Below are 17,019 nucleotides of genomic sequence, written 5' to 3'. Positions count from 1 at the left end.
CTGACGTCGCTCCCACAGGAGTGGTCATGGCGCCGTGGCGCAGACCCAATATGCAGTGGCGGGCGTGATGTGAGTCGCTGGCCTGCGGCGTGCCGATGATTTCCGGTCGCGACTTACGTCGCTCCTACAGGGCTTGGCCCATGCGCAAGGCAGCCTCGCATGAACCCACCATTGTAGGAGCGACGTCAGTCGCGACGGGTGTTTCGCCCGCAGGAAGGAAAGCTCAGCGCTTGGGCAGGTACAGCTGCGGATCCACCGGCTTGCCGTTGTAGCGGATCTCGAAGTGGAGCATCTCGCGGGCGGCACCGGAGCTGCCCATTTCCGCAATCTGCTGCCCGGCCTTCACGTTCTGGCCTTCGTTGACCAGGCGCTTGCGGTTGTGACCATAGGCCGACAGCCAGGCTTCGCTGTGCTTGACGATGATCAGTTCGCCGTAGCCGACCAGGCCGGCGCCGGAATACACCACCACGCCGTCGGCGGCGGCGCGCACCGCCTGGCCGCCGGAGCCGGCGATGTCGATGCCCTGCTTGGTGGCGTCGCCGGCGATGAAGCGTCCGATCACGTGGCCGTCCGCGGGCCAGCGCCAGTTGAAACCGCTGCTGACCGGTGCGGCCTGTGGCGGTGGCGGCTTGGGCGCGCTGGTGGCCGGCGGCGTCGTGGGACGCGGCGTGGTACCCGCCGTGGCGGTGCCGGTGCTGGCCGGCGGGCGGCTGCCGGAGGATGGATACAGGCGCAGGGTCTGGCCGGGATAAATCGTGTAAGGCGAGCCGATGCCGTTCCAGGCGGCCAAATCACGGAAGTCGATGCCGTTGCGGAAGGCCAGGCCGTACAGGGTGTCGCCGCGCTGCACGCGCACGGTCTGCCCATACTTGGGCTGCGACACGATCCTGCCACCGCCCGAGGAACCGGTCTGCCGGACCACCGTGCTGTGGCAGGCCGCCAGACCGGCCATCACCGCGATGCTCAGAACAAGGGCACGTGTGGCTTTCGTCATCCGTTCACTCACCTTCTGCGGATACCAGGAATCAGGTGGAGGCGCGCCAGACCAGCCAGCCGACCAGCGCCACCACCAGTGCGGTGGCAATCCAGCCCACCGGTTCGATCCAGCGGCGCAGCGCCGCCTCGGCACGCGCCCCGCCCAACCGGATCGCGATGCCCAGCAGGTACACCCGCTTGCCGCGTCCGATCAGCATGCTGAGCACGTATTGCAGCATAGGCACGCCCACGATACCCGACGCCCACGTGAACACCTTCATCGGGATCGGCATGAAGCCACCGAGTACCAGGAAGGTGAAGACCGCCCACGGCGACTCGGCCATCTTGGCCTTCACCAGGCCGATACCCGCCTCGATGCTGTCGAGCATGCCCAGCGCGGCGAACAGCGGCTTGAGCGCCTCGAAGGCGTAGTGGCCCAGCGCGTAACCGACCAGCGCGCCGGCCATGGAGCCGGCCAGGCTGAGGGTGGCGAACCACAGCGAGCGCTTCGGATTGGCCACGCACATCGGGGCCAACATCACCTCCGGCATCACCGGGAAGATGATCGCCTCGATGAAGCTCAATCCGGTCAGCAGCGCGGGCGCGCGCGGATGCCGGGCCCACTGGATCGCGCGCTCGTACAGCGGTTTGAAGATCTGCATCCGCGATCAGTCCAGGGTGCCGGACAACAGGGGAACGAACACGACCGGCGCCAGGGTTTCCTCCTGCACGCTGCCGTCCTCGCGCTTGGTCAGCTTGACCAGCGATTGCGAACCGGAGCCACCAACCGGGGCAATCAGATGACCACCCACCGCCAGCTGATCGATCAGCGCGTTGACCAGCGCCGGCGCGGCGGCGGTGACCAGGATGCCGTCGTACGGCGCATGTTCCGGCCAGCCGATGCGGCCGTCGTCATGCTTGCTGCGCACGTTCATGCCGAGCTGGCGCAGGCGCTTGCGCGCCTGGCGCAGCAGGTCGCCGATGCGTTCGACGGTATAGACCTCCAGTCCCAGCGCGGCCAGCACCGCGGCCTGGTAGCCGGAACCGGTGCCGATTTCCAGCACCTTCTTCGGCGCGCCCTGCAGCAGCGCCTCGGTCATGCGCGCCACCACCCACGGCTGCGAGATGGTCTGGCTGTGGCCGATCGGCAGCGCGGTGTCCTCGTAGGCGCGCGTGGCCAGCGCCTCGTCGACGAACAGATGGCGCGGCACCAGCCGGATGGCGTTGAGCACGGTCTCGTCGCGGATGCCGGACTCACGCAGGCGCTCGACCAGGCGATCGCGCACGCGTTGCGAGGTCATGCCCATGCCCACGGCTTCCGGTTGCAGGCGCAGCCGCGGGGTCACGCCGGGTTCTCCAGCGAGGAGGTCAGGCCATCGACCCAACCGGCGACCTTTTCCAGCGCCTGGTAGCGGGTCAGATCGACGTGGATCGGGGTGATGGAGATGTTGCCCATGCGCACGGCATGGAAGTCGGTGCCCGGGCCGGCATCCTGTTCCGGACCGGCCGGGCCGATCCAGTACACGGTGTTGCCGCGCGGATCCTGCTGGGTCACGCAGGGTTCGGAGCGATGGCGGTTGCCGAGCCGGGTGACCTCGAAGCCACGCACTTCGCTCCACGCGCGATCCGGCACGTTGACGTTGAGGATGGTGTCGGCGGGCAGCGGATCGGCCTTCAGCCGGGCAACGATTTCCACCGCGGCGCGCGCGGCGGTTTCGAAATGGCGCGGCTCGTGATTGCGCGAGACCAGCGACATCGCCACCGCCGGCAGGCCGAGGAAGCGCCCTTCCATCGCCGCCGACACGGTGCCGGAATAGATCACGTCGTCGCCGAGGTTGGCGGAATTGTTGATGCCGGACACCACGATGTCCGGTTCGAACTCCAGCATGCCGGTCAGCGCCAGGTGCACGCAGTCGGTCGGCGTGCCGGCGACGCTGCAGGTGTAGTGGTCGATCCGCTTGAGCCGGATCGGCAGATCCAGGGTGAGCGAGTTGCTGGCGCCGGAACGATCGCGATCCGGCGCGATGACGAACACTTCATGGCCGGCCTCGCGCAACCCCTCCGCCAGAATGCGGATGCCGGGGGCGTCGACGCCGTCATCGTTGCTGACAAGTACGCGCATGTGCTTCCTCGGGGGACGGCCCATGATACCGGAAGCGGATGACCGCTTCCCGCGCTTGCGTCACGCGCCCGCCGCGCTACGCTGTGGGCCATGTCCGATCCCCCCGAAGACGACGACGCCGCCTTGTTCCGCCAGGCCATCGGCGAGGTGAAGCCGATGGCGGACGCCGCACCGCCTCCGCGGCCGCCGAAGCCGCGCCCCGCCGCGCGCATGGCCGAACGCGACGAGGTGGACGCGCGCAGCGAGTTCCAGCGCGGGCTGGACGACCTGGCGCTGCTGGAGGCCGGCGACGTACTCAGTTTCCGCCGCGACAAGGTGCCGCCGCGGGTGTTCCAGCGCCTGCGCAAGGGCCAGTTCTCGGCCCAGGACGAACTGGATCTGCACGGCGCCACCGCCGCCGAGGCCGAACGCCTGCTGCGCCAGTTCATGCAGGAGGCCCATGCGCACGAGCATGGTTGCGTGCGCATCATCCACGGCAAGGGCCGTCGCAACGAGCGCGAGATTCCGGTGCTGAAGAACCTGGTGGATCGGCTGTTGCGCCAGCGTGGCGACGTGCTGGCGTTCCATTCCGCGCCCGCCACGCAGGGCGGGACCGGCGCGGTGCTGGTGCTGCTGGCGCGGCGCTGACGGGTCGGCGCGATACAGGACGCCCATCGAATCGACGCATGCGGCAACCACCGGCCCCGCTCCGCCATGCCTTCGCGCATGACGCGCGGCCGCCCGCTCAGGATGCCTGCGCCTCGCGATCCGCTTCCACGACTTCGCCCAGCTCATGCAGCAGCGCGGTGGCGTAGCTGCCCGGCGGCAGCGCGAACCCCAGCGACAGCACGTCGTCGGCGAGCCATTCCCAGGCCATTGCCTGCGGGCGCAGGCGCAGCGCGCGGCGTTCCTGGCGCAGCTCCGCCTGCTCGAGTCCGCCGCGCAAGCGATGGGCGGTATCGTCGGCCAGCGCGGCCAGTTCCAGTTCACGGCATTCCCCGGTGGTGCGCAGTTCCCCGGCGCCCCATAGCGGGCCGCTGGGATGGATGTCGAATGCGGCCAGGCGCTGCGCCAGGGTGTCGTTCCACGGCTCCGGGCCGAATACGCTGCGACTGCCGTCCAGCATCCACACTTCGCCGTCCATGCCCTGGTTCCAGTTGCCCGCGGTGATGCGGGCGGTCAACACCCGGTTGAACAGCTCCGAACGCGCGGCCGACAGCAGCATCGAGCGCTGATCGCGGCGCAGCCGGCGGCCACCGAACATCGCCAGCGCCGCGGCGACGTTGCCGCCGTCGCGGCCGAACCGTTGTTCGCCGAACCAGTTGGGCAGACCCTGCGCGGCGATGTCCGCCAGACGCTGTTCGATCTCCGCGCGATCCCCGCGCACATCGCGCAATACCAGCACGAAACGGTTGCCTGCCAGCGCGCCGCGCGGCAGCTTGCGGTTATGCCAGGTCGATTCCAGCACCTGCAGGTCGTCCGCGTTGAGGGCGGCGATGTCAGGGGCATTGCGCCTGGGCAGGTGCACGCTGAAGCGCTGGCGGGTCACCGCGTGGCGATCCTTCAGGCCCGCATAGCCAATCGCCATCTCCTGCAGTCCGGCCCAGGCGGCGATGCGCTTGGCCGCGAAGGCGGTATTCATGCCGCGCTTCTGCACGGTCAGCAGCAAGTGCTCGCCCTCGCCGGTGGGTTCGAACCCGGGCAGTTCCTCGACGAAGAAATCCTCCGGCGTGGTGCGGAAACGCGCCGCCAGCACCGATGCGCCGAAGGCGCGCGGCAGTTCCGAGCTCACGCACGCACCAGCAGCACCACCGCCTGCGCGGCGATGCCTTCGCCACGGCCGGTGAAGCCGAGCTTCTCGGTGGTGGTCGCCTTGATGGCGATGGCGTCGATGTCGGTTTCCAGGTCCTGGGCGATGGCGGCGCGCATCGCGTCGGCGTGCGGGCCGACCTTGGGCCGTTCGCCGATCACGGTGACGTCGGCGTTGCCGACGCGCCATCCGCGCTCGCCGATCAGGGCATTGCAGTGGCGCAGGAAATGGCGGCTGTCCGCGCCTTTCCAGCGCGGATCCGAAGGCGGGAAATGCTTGCCGATGTCGCCCAGCGCGAGCGCGCCGAGAATGGCGTCGCACAGCGCGTGCAGGACCACGTCGCCGTCGCTGTGCGCCAGCACGCCGCGATCGTGCGGCACGCGCACGCCACCCAGCATCAGATGGTCGCCATCGCCGAAGGCGTGGACGTCGAATCCCTGGCCGATGCGGATGGAAGGAAGGTCGTGCATGTGCATATCCAACAAAAAAAGAAGCCGGGTCGCCGGGCATTCTCGCATCCGGGGGCCTTGAGGGATCGGGTGCGATTGCTGGCGGCTGAACGCTCCATCGGGAAAAGCCCGCACCCAGGAGGGAAGAGCTCGCGCCGGGACGGCGCTCCTACCCGATGGGTGGGTCAGCGGCCGCGCTGGGCCAGTATGAACTCGAAGCGCGCCAGATCCGCCGGGGTGGTGATCTTGAAGTTGTCCTCGGCGCCTTCGATCAGCAGCGGGCGCAGGCCCTGCCGCTCCATCGCCATCGCCTCGTCGGTGACTTCGATGCCATTGCCGGCGGCGGCTTCCAGCGCGCGTTGCAGGTGCAGGCGGCGGAACAGCTGGGGGGTGAAGGCACGCCACAGCCGCTCGCGCGGTTCGGTGCCGTCGATGCCGCCGTCGTCGCCGGCCCGCTTGAGCGTGTCGCGCACCGGCGCGGCGAGGATGGCGCCGACCGGATCGTTGCGTCCGCGTTCAAGCAACTGGGCCAGATCGGCCAGCCCGAGGTTGGGCCGTGCGGCGTCGTGCACCAGCACGAAATCGTCGGCGCGCACGTCGTCGGGCAGCGCGTTGAGCCCGGCCAGCACCGACTCGGCGCGGGTCGCGCCGCCGGTGCAGGTCCGCAACGGCCGGCCGGCGAACGAGGTCCAGCCCGGCCAGTCCGCATCGTCGGCCGACAACGCCAGCACCGCGCCCAGCACGGCATCGTGCGCGAACAGCGCCTCCAGCGTGTGTTCCAGCAACAGCCGGCCGGCCACGCGCAGGTACTGCTTGGGAATCTCGCCACCGAAGCGCGTGCCGCGCCCGGCGGCGGGAATCACCGCCCAGATCCCGGCCATCAGGGCTGGTGCTCCGGTTCGGCGATCGGGGCCGGTTCGGCGGCGGCTTCACCGTCCTCCGTGGCCACGGGCGGCGCCGGCACCGGTGCGGTCGGTTCCACCACGCGGTAGAACTTCTCGCCAGGCTTGATCATGCCCAGTTCGCTACGCGCGCGTTCCTCGACCGCCGCCTCGCCGGACTTGAGGTCTTCGACTTCGGCGGCGAGCGCGTCGTTGCGTTCCTGCAGGCCGGCGTTCTCGCGTTTCTGCACGACCACCTGGCTTTCCAGCGCGACCACTTCACCCGAACTGCCCGCGCCGAACCAGAACCGGTATTGCAGCCAGGCCAGCAGCAGCGCCAGTACCAGCAGCAGCCAGACCAGTCGGCGCATGGCTTACTTCTTCAGCGAGACGAAGGCGTTGCGGCCCGCATAGCGCGCCGCGCTGCCCAGTGCTTCCTCGATGCGCAGGAGCTGGTTGTACTTGGCCACGCGATCGCTGCGGCACAGCGAGCCGGTCTTGATCTGGGTGGCGGTGGTCGCCACCGCGATGTCGGCGATGGTGGTGTCTTCGGTTTCGCCGGAGCGGTGGGAGACGATCGCCGCGTAGTTGGCGTGATGGGCCATGGCGATGGCTTCCAGCGTTTCGCTGAGGGTGCCGATCTGGTTGACCTTGATCAGGATGGCGTTGGCCGTGCCGGACTCGATGCCTTCCTTGAAGATCTTCGGGTTGGTGACGAACAGGTCGTCGCCGACCAACTGCACCTTGTTGCCGATGCGATCGGTCAGCAGCTTCCAGCCGGCCCAGTCGTCCTCGGCCAGGCCGTCCTCGATGGTGACGATCGGGTACTGGGCGGCCCAGTCGGCCAGGAAGTCGACGAACTGCTCGCTGGTCAGGCGCTTGCCCTCGCCCACCAGGTGGTACTTGCCGTTGTCGAAGAACTCGCTGGAGGCCACGTCCAGGCCCAGCAGCACGTCCTCGCCGGCGGTGTAGCCGGCGCGGCCGATGGCTTCCAGGATGGTGTCCAGCGCTTCGACATTGCTGCGGAAGTCCGGGGCGAAGCCGCCCTCGTCGCCCACCGCCGTGCTCAGGCCGTGGCCCTTGAGGACCGACTTGAGCGAATGGAAGATTTCGGTGCCCGCGCGCAGCGACTCGGCGAAGGAGTCGAAGCCCACCGGCAGCACCATGAACTCCTGGAAGTCCACGTTGTTGTCGGCATGCGCGCCGCCGTTGATGATATTCATCATCGGCACCGGCAAGGTCACCGCGTCGCCGCCGGCCAGATAGCGCCACAGCGGCTGTTTGCGCGAGGCGGCCATCGCATGGGCGTTGGCCAGCGACACGCCCAGCAGCGCATTGGCGCCCAGGCGCCCCTTGTTCTCGGTGCCGTCCAGGTCGATCAGACGGCGATCCAGGCCTTCCTGATCGGCCGAATCGAAGCCATGCAGAGCATTGGCGATCGGGCCGTTGACGTTCTCGACCGCCTTGCGCACGCCCTTGCCCAGGTAGCGGGTCTTGTCGCCATCGCGCAGTTCCACCGCTTCCTTGGTGCCGGTGGAGGCGCCGGACGGCACCATCGCGCGGCCGAACGAGCCGTCGGCCAGGGTGACTTCGGCTTCGAGGGTGGGATTTCCGCGGCTGTCGAGGATTTCGCGGGCGTGGACTTTGGCGATCGTGGTCATGAGGGGTCGGCCAGACTGTTCAGTTTGAGTAAGGGGACGAAATCGTTCGGAAGGTTACAGGTTTCCGGGGCCAGACGGGCGATGTAGAGGGCCAGCAGGCCAGTGGCCTGCAATTGGCGCGCGCCCGCCGGCGAGCTGATTTCAGCCCCTTCATGATACTGCTCGACCATCGTTCCGACGTTCAGCATGCCGGCCAGCAGGTCATTGGCGCGGCCCTGGGCATCGGCCGGCAGCTCGTAGCCGAACGACTTCGAGATACCCACATGGGCCAGCAGTTCGTAGGCGGCCTTGAACAGGCGCGGCAGTTCCGGGCTGTCGGCGAAGCGGGCGTTTGCTCCCTCCAGGTCGAAACCATGGTCGTTGCCCCGCGCAAGGCACTGCCTGACCTGCGGCATCGCCGCCATCAGGCGCGTGTATTCGGCTTCGCTCCACACGCTGGAATAGGCCGGTCCCGTCCTGCAGCGCAACCGGTCGTCGGCGGTGCGCAGGCCGCGCGGGTTGTCCGGTGTGGTCATCAACAGGCGGACGAACGTCTCCGAAGGGGCGCAGCGGCCACCCATCATCTGCGAACCGAACAGCCGTTCCATGCCGGCACCGCGCAACTGGTGCGCGGCCCGCGGCCCGGTCAGCGGCCCCAGCATGGAGGCGGCCATCGGCAGCATCGCCAGCTCGCGCATCTGCTTCATCAGTTCCGTGCGACCACAGCTTGGCGCGTCAAGCGGAGTCGCCAGTTCCGGCACCTCCACCAGGCGGGCGTAGTCACGGATCTGCCGTTCCAGTTCTCCCGAGGCCATCACCGCCTCCATGCGTTCACCGAACTTGCTGTCGTCCCGATCCTCACGGCCACGTCCGGCTTCGCACTGCCGGAGCTGCTCCAGTTCGGTGACAAAGGCGTCGCGTTCGGCCGGCGTCCAGGGCACCACGGACGCCTTGCGCAGGAGGTCGACCAGTTCGGCGCGACGCACGGGATCGGATTCGGCCCTGGCGGCGAATGCGGGCAGTTCGGATTCGGTCAGCGGCAATACCTTGGAGCCGGCCAGATCCTCGGGGTCTTCCGGCATCCTCCATGCGTCGGATTCCCGTGCCTGGGCCATCGACATGCCGGCCACTACCAATGCCAACGCCCATGCGCAACGACGGCCGGAAAAACGAGTGGGTACAGGACGGAGGAATTGGAAGCGGAGCGTGCGCGGGGAAGCGCCGGGGATACGGATCATGCGTAGACAAACACCGGAAATGAAAGAAGAACAGCCGGATTCGGCCACGCCTCGATTATCCCCACCGGGTTGGCCCCTGCCAAATCACAATGACGCGCGCAGTGGATGCTTGTCGTACGAATCACACGCTCGCCCGCAAAACCGTTCAACGCGTCTTCGGCGAGGCGGATTGCTCATGGAGGCGCAGGATGATCTCCAGCCCTTCATCCATCCCCTGCTCCGGAGCCGACACGCGCCGCGAAAACGGATGCACGCGCAGGTGGCGCGCATCGACCGCACCATCATCATCCGCCATGACCAGCGCCAGGGTGCCCACGTTTCCACCATGCACCAGCCAGGGACCGCAGGCCGGCCCGGGCGCATGCCCCGGCAGCGGAGAACTCGTATCCGATTCGATCAGCACGCCGTGCGGGGCGGGATGGCCCTTGATGGCCTCAACGAGTTCGTAGTCCGCTTCGACCTGCATGTAGGTGCCGCCTGAGGGTGGCGCCACTTTCCGATAGCGGATCAGGCGCGCGACGAAGACGTGGCTGCTTTGCCGGTAGCCTTCCGCCAGGTCGTCCTCGGGAATGCCACTGCCGATCGAACAGGCGAGCGCGGGAGTCCCTGCCCCCGCGATGCCCAGGATGCTCAGCAACCACAGCGATTTCATCGCCGGCCGCATGTCCGTGGATGGCTTACAGCGTCTGTTCCAGGAACGCCGAACGCTTGGTGACCGAATCCAGCGCCAGCAGGGTTTCCAGCAGCGCTTCCATCTTGTCCAGCGGCCACGCGTTGGGGCCGTCGGACAGCGCCTTGGACGGATCCGGATGGGTCTCGGCGAACAGGCCGGCCACGCCGACCGCAACCGCCGCGCGCGCCAGCACCGGCACAAACTCGCGCTGGCCGCCGGAGCTGCTGCCCTGCCCGCCCGGCAATTGCACCGAGTGGGTGGCATCGAACACGACCGGGCAACCGGTATCGCGCATCACGCTGAGCGAGCGCATGTCGCTGACCAGATTGTTGTAGCCGAAGCTGGCGCCGCGTTCGCACACCATGATGTCGTTGTTGCCGGTGGACTTGGCCTTCTCGACGACCGGCTTCATGTCCCACGGCGACAGGAACTGGCCCTTCTTGATGTTGACCGGGCGGCCGGCCGAACAGACCTTCCTGATGAAGTCGGTCTGGCGGACCAGGAAAGCGGGGGTCTGCAGCACATCCACCACCGAGGCGACTTCGTCCATCGGGGTGTATTCGTGCACATCGGTCAGCACCGGCACGCCAATCTGCTTCTTCACCTCGGCCAGGACCTTCAGGCCCTCTTCCATGCCGGGGCCGCGGAAGCTGGTGCCGGAGGTCCGGTTGGCCTTGTCGAAGCTGGACTTGAAGATGAAGTTCATCCCCAGCTTGCCGGTGATTTCCTTGAGCCGACCGGCGACATCCAGTTGCAGTTGCATGGACTCGATCACGCAGGGACCGGCGATCAGGAACAGGGGCTTGTCCAGGCCGACTTCAAAACCGCAGAGTTTCATTGCAGTACCTCGTAGGAGCGACGTCAGTCGCGACCGTAACACCAGGACACCGGCCCGGATCGCGACGCGTCGCGACCGGTCCGGAGCGCGTTCAGGCGCGCGCTTCCTTCAGCAGCTTGCCACCGGCCTTGCGCTCGCGCGCGGCGCGGATGAAGCCGACGAACAGCGGATGGCCGTCGCGCGGGGTGGACAGGAATTCCGGATGCGCCTGGCAGGCCAGGAACCACGGATGCACCGCGCGCGGCAGTTCGACCATTTCCACCAGCAGGTCGTCCATCGACTTGGCGGAAACCACCAGTCCGGCGTCTTCCAGCTGGGTGCGGTAGCGGTTGTTGAACTCGTAGCGGTGGCGGTGGCGTTCGGCCACCACGTCCTTGCCGTACAGCTCGCGCGCCAGGGTGCCGGGCTTGAGCCGGGCTTCCTGCAGGCCCAGGCGCATGGTGCCGCCCAGATCCGAGCGCTCGTCGCGCTTCTCGACATCGCCGCTGGCGGTACGCCATTCGGTGATCAGCGCGATCACCGGGTGCGGCGACTGCTTGTCGTTCTCGGTGCTGTTGGCGCCTTCCAGGCCGGCCACGTGGCGGGCGTAATCCACCACCGCCGCCTGCATGCCGTAGCAGATGCCGAAGTACGGCACGCCGGTCTGGCGGGCGTGACGCGAGGTCAGCACCTTGCCTTCGAAACCGCGATCACCGAAGCCGCCCGGCACAAGGATGCCGTCGACGCCGTCGAGCAGCGACATGTCGCTGTCTTCCAGTTCCTGGGCCTCGATCCACTTCAGGTTGACGCGGGTGCGCTGGCGCAGGCCGCCGTGCTTGAGCGCCTCGCCGACCGACTTGTAGGCGTCCTGGTGATCGACGTACTTGCCGACCACCGCGATGGTGACTTCGTCCAGCGGGTTGAGGGTGGCGTCGACCGCCGCCTCCCACTCGGACAAGTCCGCCTCGCGGGCGCCGTCCAGGCGCAGCTGGCGGATGGCGATCTCGTCCAATCCCTGCCCGTGCAGGCCCAGCGGAATCTTGTACAGCACGTCCACGTCCGGAACGCTGATCACCGCGCGCTCGGGCACGTTGGTGAACAGCGAGATCTTGCGACGCTCGGAATCCGGAATCGGCTGCTCGGAGCGGCACAGCAGTACGTCCGGCTGGATACCGATGGAGCGCAGTTCCTTGACCGAATGCTGGGTCGGCTTGGTCTTGAGTTCGCCGGCCGCGGCCACGAACGGCACCAGGGTCAGGTGCATGAACAGCGCCTTCTCCGGCCCGCGTTCGGTGCGGATCTGGCGGATGGCCTCCAGGAACGGCAAGGATTCGATATCGCCCACGGTGCCGCCGATTTCCACCAGCGCCACGTCATGGCCCTCGGTGGCCTCGTCGATGCAGCGGCGGATTTCGTCGGTGATGTGCGGAATCACCTGCACGGTCGCGCCCAGGTAGTCACCGCGGCGTTCGCGGCGGATGACGTTCTCGTAGATGCGGCCGGTGGTGATCGAATGCTTGCGGCTGAGCCGGGTGCGCACGAAGCGCTCGTAGTGGCCCAGGTCCAGGTCGGTTTCGGCGCCGTCGTCGGTGACGTACACCTCGCCGTGCTGGAACGGGCTCATGGTGCCCGGATCGACGTTGATATAGGGGTCCAGCTTCATCATCGTGACCTTCAGGCCACGTGCTTCTAGGATGGACGCAAGCGAAGCGGCGGCGATGCCCTTGCCTAGCGAGGACACGACGCCGCCGGTGACAAAAATAAGGGGAGTCATTGGCAGGGCTCCGGAAAGCCATAGTCTACCGGCAACGCCGCGTTTCTAAAAGCCGAACGCCCCGCTCAGGCGGGGCGTCCGGGGGTGCCGAACAGGCTTGAAAGCCTTGTGCGGCAAAGGTTTGGAGGGAATCAGGGCTTGCGCTCTTCTTCCTCTTCCTGGCTGCCGGATTTCTTGCCCTGCTCGCCCTTCTGCTTGGCGCGCTCGGCGGCGGCGGCCTCGTTGGCGGCCCGGCGCTGCGCCTTGCGGTCGGCATCGGAGGAGTCGGACTGCGAGGACCCGGACTTGTCGGCGTCCTGGCTGCCGGACTTGGACTGCGCCAGCGCCAGGCCGGCGGCGGCGGCCGTCACGGCGGCCAGGGTGAGGATCAACAGCTTGCGCGGTTTCATGGCTTGTCTCCATTCACTCGTTGCATCGCCAGATGGGGGCCGGAACGGCGGCATTCAACTGACGCGCGCACGATACCGCATTGGCGCTCGCCCGCTCCTGAACGTGCAAAAACGGCGCGCTGGCCGCACACTTCGCGTCTCGCCGCATCGCGGGACCGACACGTTCCCGATGCGCAGCCGCCCGGGCCTATCGCCTGGCCGGCCTCCCTGCCGCGCCCCGACACACGAGCATCCGACCACCGAACATGAGCAGTCGCTACAACGCCGCCGACATCGAAGTCCTTTCCGGCCTGGATCCGGTCAAGCGCCGCCCGGGCATGTACACCGACACCGCGCGCCCGAACCATCTGGCGCAGGAAGTCATCGACAACTCCGTGGACGAGGCGCTGGCCGGCCACGCCGGCGAGATCGAGGTCACCCTGTACAAGGACGGCAGTTGCGAGGTCAGCGACGACGGCCGCGGCATGCCGGTGGACATCCACCCGGAAGAGAAGATCCCGGGCGTCGAACTCATCCTCACCCGCCTGCACGCGGGCGGCAAGTTCAGCAACCGCAACTACACCTTCAGCGGCGGCCTGCACGGCGTCGGCGTGAGCGTGGTCAATGCGCTGTCGAAGAAGGTCGAGATCTTCATCAAGCGTGAAGGCAACGAGTACCGGATGGAATTCCGCGACGGCGACGCTGCCTCGAAACTGGAGGCCGTCGGCACGGTCGGCAAGAAGAACACCGGCACCCGCCTGCGCTTCTGGCCGGACGCCAAGTACTTCGACACGCCCAAGTTCAACGCGCGCGCCTTGCGCCACCTGCTGCGCGCCAAGGCGGTGCTGTGCCCTGGCCTGACCGTCAAGCTGTACGACGAGGCCACCGGCGAGCGCGATACCTGGCATTACGAAGACGGCCTGCGCGATTACCTCAAGGGCGAGATGCAGGGCCGCGAGCTGCTGCCACCGGAGCTGTTCGTCGGCCAGCTGAAGAAGGACACCGAGATCGTCGACTGGGCCGTGGCCTGGGTGCCGGACGGCGAACTGGTCCAGGAAAGCTACGTCAACCTGATTCCGACCGCCCAGCACGGCACCCACGTCAACGGCCTGCGCAGCGGCCTGACCGATGCGCTGCGCGAGTTCTGCGACTTCCGCAACCTGCTGCCGCGCGGGGTCAAGCTGGCCCCGGAGGACGTCTGGGACCGGGTGGCCTTCGTGTTGTCGCTGAAGATGACCGACCCGCAGTTCAGCGGCCAGACCAAGGAACGCCTGAGCTCGCGCCAGGCCGCCGGTTTCATCGAGGGCGCCGCCCACGACGCCTTCAGCCTGTGGCTGAACCAGCACGTCGACCTGGGCGAACGCATCGCCCAGATCGCCATCGAGCGTGCCGCCGCGCGGCTGAAGACCGAAAAGCAGGTCGTGCGCAAGAAGGTCACGCAGGGTCCGGCCTTGCCCGGCAAGCTGGCCGACTGCATCAGCCAGGACCTGTCGCGGACCGAGTTGTTCCTGGTCGAAGGCGACTCGGCCGGCGGCAGCGCCAAGCAGGCACGCGACAAGGACTTCCAGGCGATCCTGCCGCTGCGCGGCAAGATCCTGAACACCTGGGAGGTCGCTTCCGGCAGCGTGCTGGCCTCGCAGGAAGTGCACGACCTGGCCGTGGCCATCGGTTGCGACCCGGGCAAGGAAGACATCTCCGGCCTGCGCTACGGCAAGGTGGTGATCCTGGCGGACGCGGACTCCGACGGCCTGCACATCGCGACCCTGCTCAGCGCATTGTTCCTGCGCCATTTCCCGGCGCTGGTGCAGGCCGGCCATGTGTTCGTGGCGATGCCGCCGCTGTTCCGCGTGGACGTGGGCAAGCAGGTGTTCTACGCCCTGGACGAGGAGGAAAAGCGCCTGCTGCTGGAGAAGATCCAGCGCGAGAAGATCAAAGGCGCGGTCAACGTCACCCGCTTCAAGGGCCTGGGCGAAATGAATGCCTCCCAGCTGCGCGAGTCGACCATCCACCCCGATACCCGCCGGCTGGTCCAGTTGACCGTCGAAGACGGCGACCAGACCCATTCGCTGATGGACATGCTGCTGGCGAAAAAGCGCGCGGGCGAGCGGAAGAGCTGGTTGGAGACCAAGGGAGATCTGGCTTCGCTGGAAGTCTGATTCGAACGCGCTGGCACTCACGACGCCATCGCCAGGCCGCAGAGTCATCTCCCTCTTTCCACCTTGGTGCGACGCCCGGTGACAAGCCCCGGGCCACGTGGCAGCATCATGCGTACACCCGCACCTGTTCCTGGGGAGGAACCGTGTACGTATCAAATGGACTGAAATGGGTCGCACTGCTGTGCGGCCTGCTGGTGATGCCTGCCTGGGGCCAGGCAATTCCCGTGGAGAGTTTCGCCAAGCATGGCGAGATCAGCGGCATCGCCATGTCGCCCAGCGGCAAACACGTCGCCATGGCCGTACCCACGGCCGATGGCCTGGAAACCCAGTTGCAGGTAGTCCCCCTGGATGGCAGTGGCAAGGTCCAGGTGCTGCGCTTCGGACTGCAGCAGCACGTGGCCACGCCGATCTGGACCGATGACGAGCAGATCGTGGTGTCACGCGCCAAGATGGAGCCTCTGCACGCTCGCCCGTACAGCTACGGCGAACTGATTGCCTCGGACATCAACGGCAAGACCCAGGAAACCCTGTTTGCCTACGTCAAGGACGACGGTGTTCGCAGCGGACGCCGCAAGGATCAGGGATTCGCGGCGGTGGACTTCATCCTGGACGGCGAACCGGGCAATGTCCTGGTGGACTTCACCTGCTGGCCCGGCGTCTGTGGCGAGGAATCGCCAACCGTCGTCTACAAGGTGGACACCCGCACCGGTACCCGCAAGGAAATCGAGCGATCGTCCAAGCCGGCCAGCTTCTATTACGACCGCGCCGGCAAGCCCAGGCTGCGCATCACCCGCGACGCCAGGGACGAGCCGGTGCTGCACTATCGCCCCACGCCGGGTGCGGACTGGCAACCGGTACCCGCCGCGATGGCCGGCTACATGATGTACGGCCTGAGCTTCGACACCGACAACAACACCGCCTATGCGCTGGTTTCCGACAAGAGGGAACCGGCCCAGCTCTTCCGCATCGATTTCGCCACCGGCTCGCGCAATCTGCTGATCGGTCGCGACGACGCGGCGGTCAGCCGCCTGCTGTACGCCGGCTACGACGGCGTCCCCTTCGGCGTGATCTTCGATTCCGACAAACCGTCCATCCGCTATGTCGACAACGGTTCGGAATGGGCAAAGCTGCACGCCGGCATGCTCAAGGCTTTTCCCGGGCAGATGGTCAGCATCATCGACTTCAGTCGCGACAATCGCAAGGTGCTGTTCAGCACCTGGTCCGACCGTCATCCCGGCAGTTACTACGTGCTGGATCGCGATGCGGGGAAAGTGCAGCTGATCAGCGAGGTCAGGCCGTGGATCAAGCCCGAGCAGATGGCGCCGATGCGCCCGTTCGAGTTCAAGTCGCGGGATGGCCTGAAGCTGTTCGGCTTCTACTCCGCCAAGGCGGGGGCGAGCGGTCCGCAGCCCCTGATCGTCATGGCCCATGGCGGCCCTTACGGCCCGTATGACAGCTGGACGTTCGATGACGACGTCCAGTTCCTGACCAGCCGTGGCTACGCGGTGCTGCAGGTCAACTTCCGTGGTTCCGGTGGACGTGGCGAGGCCTTCGAGCAGTTGGGTTACCGCGAATGGGGCGGCAAGATGATGGATGACATCGCCGATGGCGTGCGTTGGGCGATCGACAACAAGCTGGCCGACCCCGAACGCATCTGTACCTATGGCGCGAGCTTCGGCGGCTATGCGGCGCTGATGAACCCGATCCGGTATCCGGAACTGTACAAGTGCGCGATCGGGTACGTCGGTGTCTACGACCTGCAGGTCATGCACAAGGAAGGCGACATCAACGACAGCAAGTCCGGACGTCGCTATCTTGACCGGGTGCTGGGCAACGATCCGGCCACCCTGGCCGCCAATTCGCCCGCCCGCAATGTCGACAAGATAAAAATTCCGGTGATGCTGGTGCAGGGCCGTCTTGACCAGCGTGTCCCCATGGACCAGTTCAACGCGCTGGAAAACGCGTTCAAGAAACAGGGGACTCCCGTGGAAACGCTGGTCGTCGGCGGCGAAGGCCATGGTTTCTACAAGCCGGAGAATCGCGCCGAGTTGTACCGGCGCATGGAAGCGTTCCTGGCCAAGCACCTGGGCAAGTGAGCTGAGCCTTCACGCCGCGTCGCCGTCATCGGCGACGCGGC

General features: G+C 67.1%; 17 protein-coding genes. 3 read left to right on the top strand and 14 right to left on the bottom strand.

What is annotated here, in order from left to right; translation table 11 throughout:
- Nucleotides 1-223: 223 nt before the first annotated feature.
- From IB228_RS17325 to surE, 4 genes are read right to left on the bottom strand one after another with little or no spacing between them, the layout of a single operon-like run.
- Nucleotides 224-994, bottom strand: coding sequence for a peptidoglycan DD-metalloendopeptidase family protein (locus IB228_RS17325; protein ID WP_183638267.1), 771 nt, complete (start codon nucleotides 992-994; stop codon nucleotides 224-226).
- Nucleotides 995-1,025: 31 nt separating this feature from the next.
- On the bottom strand, nucleotides 1,026-1,637 hold the full coding sequence (locus tag IB228_RS17320; RefSeq protein ID WP_192199330.1) for a YqaA family protein: 612 nt from the start codon (nucleotides 1,635-1,637) through the stop codon (nucleotides 1,026-1,028).
- A 6-nt stretch (nucleotides 1,638-1,643) separates the two neighbouring features.
- Nucleotides 1,644-2,321, bottom strand: a complete 678-nt coding sequence (locus IB228_RS17315; RefSeq protein WP_183638273.1) for a protein-L-isoaspartate(D-aspartate) O-methyltransferase — start codon at nucleotides 2,319-2,321, stop codon at nucleotides 1,644-1,646.
- Entirely contained in the window at nucleotides 2,318-3,097 is a 780-nt protein-coding gene (gene surE / locus IB228_RS17310) for a 5'/3'-nucleotidase SurE (RefSeq protein WP_141456067.1), read from the bottom strand. Before surE ends, IB228_RS17315 begins: the two co-directional genes overlap by 4 nt.
- A 90-nt stretch (nucleotides 3,098-3,187) precedes the next feature.
- On the opposite strand from surE, the gene IB228_RS17305 reads away from it, so the two are divergent.
- Nucleotides 3,188-3,724: a Smr/MutS family protein gene (locus tag IB228_RS17305; RefSeq protein WP_183638276.1), complete on the top strand. Its 537-nt coding sequence runs from the start codon at nucleotides 3,188-3,190 to the stop codon at nucleotides 3,722-3,724.
- A 97-nt stretch (nucleotides 3,725-3,821) separates the two neighbouring features.
- Here IB228_RS17305 and truD read toward each other — a convergent pair whose 3' ends face one another.
- The 10 genes from truD to IB228_RS17255 form a co-directional block, all read right to left on the bottom strand.
- Nucleotides 3,822-4,868: a tRNA pseudouridine(13) synthase TruD gene (gene truD, locus IB228_RS17300; RefSeq protein WP_192199329.1), complete on the bottom strand. Its 1,047-nt coding sequence runs from the start codon at nucleotides 4,866-4,868 to the stop codon at nucleotides 3,822-3,824.
- Complete coding sequence (gene ispF / locus IB228_RS17295) at nucleotides 4,865-5,356, bottom strand: 2-C-methyl-D-erythritol 2,4-cyclodiphosphate synthase (RefSeq protein WP_183638283.1); 492 nt, start codon at nucleotides 5,354-5,356, stop codon at nucleotides 4,865-4,867. The genes truD and ispF overlap by 4 nt, the downstream gene beginning before the upstream one ends.
- Nucleotides 5,357-5,520: 164 nt before the next feature.
- Nucleotides 5,521-6,219, bottom strand: a complete 699-nt coding sequence (gene ispD / locus IB228_RS17290; protein ID WP_192199444.1) for a 2-C-methyl-D-erythritol 4-phosphate cytidylyltransferase — start codon at nucleotides 6,217-6,219, stop codon at nucleotides 5,521-5,523.
- Nucleotides 6,216-6,587 (bottom strand): cell division protein FtsB, encoded by a 372-nt coding sequence (gene ftsB, locus IB228_RS17285; protein ID WP_183638287.1) that lies wholly within the window; start codon nucleotides 6,585-6,587, stop codon nucleotides 6,216-6,218. The genes ispD and ftsB overlap by 4 nt, the downstream gene beginning before the upstream one ends.
- A 3-nt stretch (nucleotides 6,588-6,590) precedes the next feature.
- Nucleotides 6,591-7,877, bottom strand: coding sequence for a phosphopyruvate hydratase (eno, locus tag IB228_RS17280; RefSeq protein ID WP_192199328.1), 1,287 nt, complete (start codon nucleotides 7,875-7,877; stop codon nucleotides 6,591-6,593).
- Nucleotides 7,874-9,142, bottom strand: a complete 1,269-nt coding sequence (locus IB228_RS17275) for a hypothetical protein (protein ID WP_192199327.1) — start codon at nucleotides 9,140-9,142, stop codon at nucleotides 7,874-7,876. Before IB228_RS17275 ends, eno begins: the two co-directional genes overlap by 4 nt.
- A gap of 97 nt (nucleotides 9,143-9,239) precedes the next feature.
- Nucleotides 9,240-9,746, bottom strand: coding sequence for a hypothetical protein (locus IB228_RS17270; protein WP_192199326.1), 507 nt, complete (start codon nucleotides 9,744-9,746; stop codon nucleotides 9,240-9,242).
- Nucleotides 9,747-9,771: 25 nt separating this feature from the next.
- Nucleotides 9,772-10,605: a 3-deoxy-8-phosphooctulonate synthase gene (gene kdsA, locus IB228_RS17265; protein WP_192199325.1), complete on the bottom strand. Its 834-nt coding sequence runs from the start codon at nucleotides 10,603-10,605 to the stop codon at nucleotides 9,772-9,774.
- Between the two features lie 91 nt (nucleotides 10,606-10,696).
- On the bottom strand, nucleotides 10,697-12,358 hold the full coding sequence (locus tag IB228_RS17260; RefSeq protein WP_141456059.1) for a CTP synthase: 1,662 nt from the start codon (nucleotides 12,356-12,358) through the stop codon (nucleotides 10,697-10,699).
- Nucleotides 12,359-12,489: 131 nt separating this feature from the next.
- A complete protein-coding gene (locus tag IB228_RS17255; RefSeq protein WP_141456058.1) occupies nucleotides 12,490-12,747 on the bottom strand; it encodes a hypothetical protein in 258 nt (85 codons plus the stop codon).
- Nucleotides 12,748-12,992: 245 nt separating this feature from the next.
- On the opposite strand from IB228_RS17255, the gene parE reads away from it, so the two are divergent.
- Together parE and IB228_RS20100 are read left to right on the top strand one after the other, a co-directional pair.
- The gene (gene parE / locus IB228_RS17250) at nucleotides 12,993-14,882 is read left to right on the top strand and encodes a DNA topoisomerase IV subunit B (RefSeq protein ID WP_183638303.1); all 1,890 of its coding nucleotides are present in this window, start codon (nucleotides 12,993-12,995) and stop codon (nucleotides 14,880-14,882) included.
- Nucleotides 14,883-15,025: 143 nt separating this feature from the next.
- The gene (locus tag IB228_RS20100) at nucleotides 15,026-16,978 is read left to right on the top strand and encodes a S9 family peptidase (protein WP_192199324.1); all 1,953 of its coding nucleotides are present in this window, start codon (nucleotides 15,026-15,028) and stop codon (nucleotides 16,976-16,978) included.
- Nucleotides 16,979-17,019: the final 41 nt, after the last annotated feature.

Origin of the sequence: Pseudoxanthomonas sp. PXM04 (genome assembly GCF_014851695.1) — a bacterium.
Taxonomy (GTDB): Bacteria; Pseudomonadota; Gammaproteobacteria; order Xanthomonadales; family Xanthomonadaceae; genus Pseudoxanthomonas_A; species Pseudoxanthomonas_A beigongshangi.
Note: the sequence above shows the minus strand (reverse complement) of the source record. Positions and strands in the feature narration are given on the sequence as shown.

What these genes read in the sequence shown, in the direction of transcription:
- IB228_RS17305 (WP_183638276.1), top strand. Translation starts at nt 3,188, where the DNA reads ATGTCCGATCCCCCCGAAGACGACGACGCCGCCTTGTTCCGCCAGGCC.
- IB228_RS17255 (WP_141456058.1), bottom strand. Translation starts at nt 12,747, where the DNA reads ATGAAACCGCGCAAGCTGTTGATCCTCACCCTGGCCGCCGTGACGGCC.
- IB228_RS17320 (WP_192199330.1), bottom strand. Translation starts at nt 1,637, where the DNA reads ATGCAGATCTTCAAACCGCTGTACGAGCGCGCGATCCAGTGGGCCCGG.
- eno (WP_192199328.1), bottom strand. Translation starts at nt 7,877, where the DNA reads ATGACCACGATCGCCAAAGTCCACGCCCGCGAAATCCTCGACAGCCGC.
- surE (WP_141456067.1), bottom strand. Translation starts at nt 3,097, where the DNA reads ATGCGCGTACTTGTCAGCAACGATGACGGCGTCGACGCCCCCGGCATC.
- ftsB (WP_183638287.1), bottom strand. Translation starts at nt 6,587, where the DNA reads ATGCGCCGACTGGTCTGGCTGCTGCTGGTACTGGCGCTGCTGCTGGCC.
- kdsA (WP_192199325.1), bottom strand. Translation starts at nt 10,605, where the DNA reads ATGAAACTCTGCGGTTTTGAAGTCGGCCTGGACAAGCCCCTGTTCCTG.
- parE (WP_183638303.1), top strand. Translation starts at nt 12,993, where the DNA reads ATGAGCAGTCGCTACAACGCCGCCGACATCGAAGTCCTTTCCGGCCTG.
- ispF (WP_183638283.1), bottom strand. Translation starts at nt 5,356, where the DNA reads ATGCACGACCTTCCTTCCATCCGCATCGGCCAGGGATTCGACGTCCAC.
- IB228_RS17270 (WP_192199326.1), bottom strand. Translation starts at nt 9,746, where the DNA reads ATGAAATCGCTGTGGTTGCTGAGCATCCTGGGCATCGCGGGGGCAGGG.
- IB228_RS17260 (WP_141456059.1), bottom strand. Translation starts at nt 12,358, where the DNA reads ATGACTCCCCTTATTTTTGTCACCGGCGGCGTCGTGTCCTCGCTAGGC.
- IB228_RS17325 (WP_183638267.1), bottom strand. Translation starts at nt 994, where the DNA reads ATGACGAAAGCCACACGTGCCCTTGTTCTGAGCATCGCGGTGATGGCC.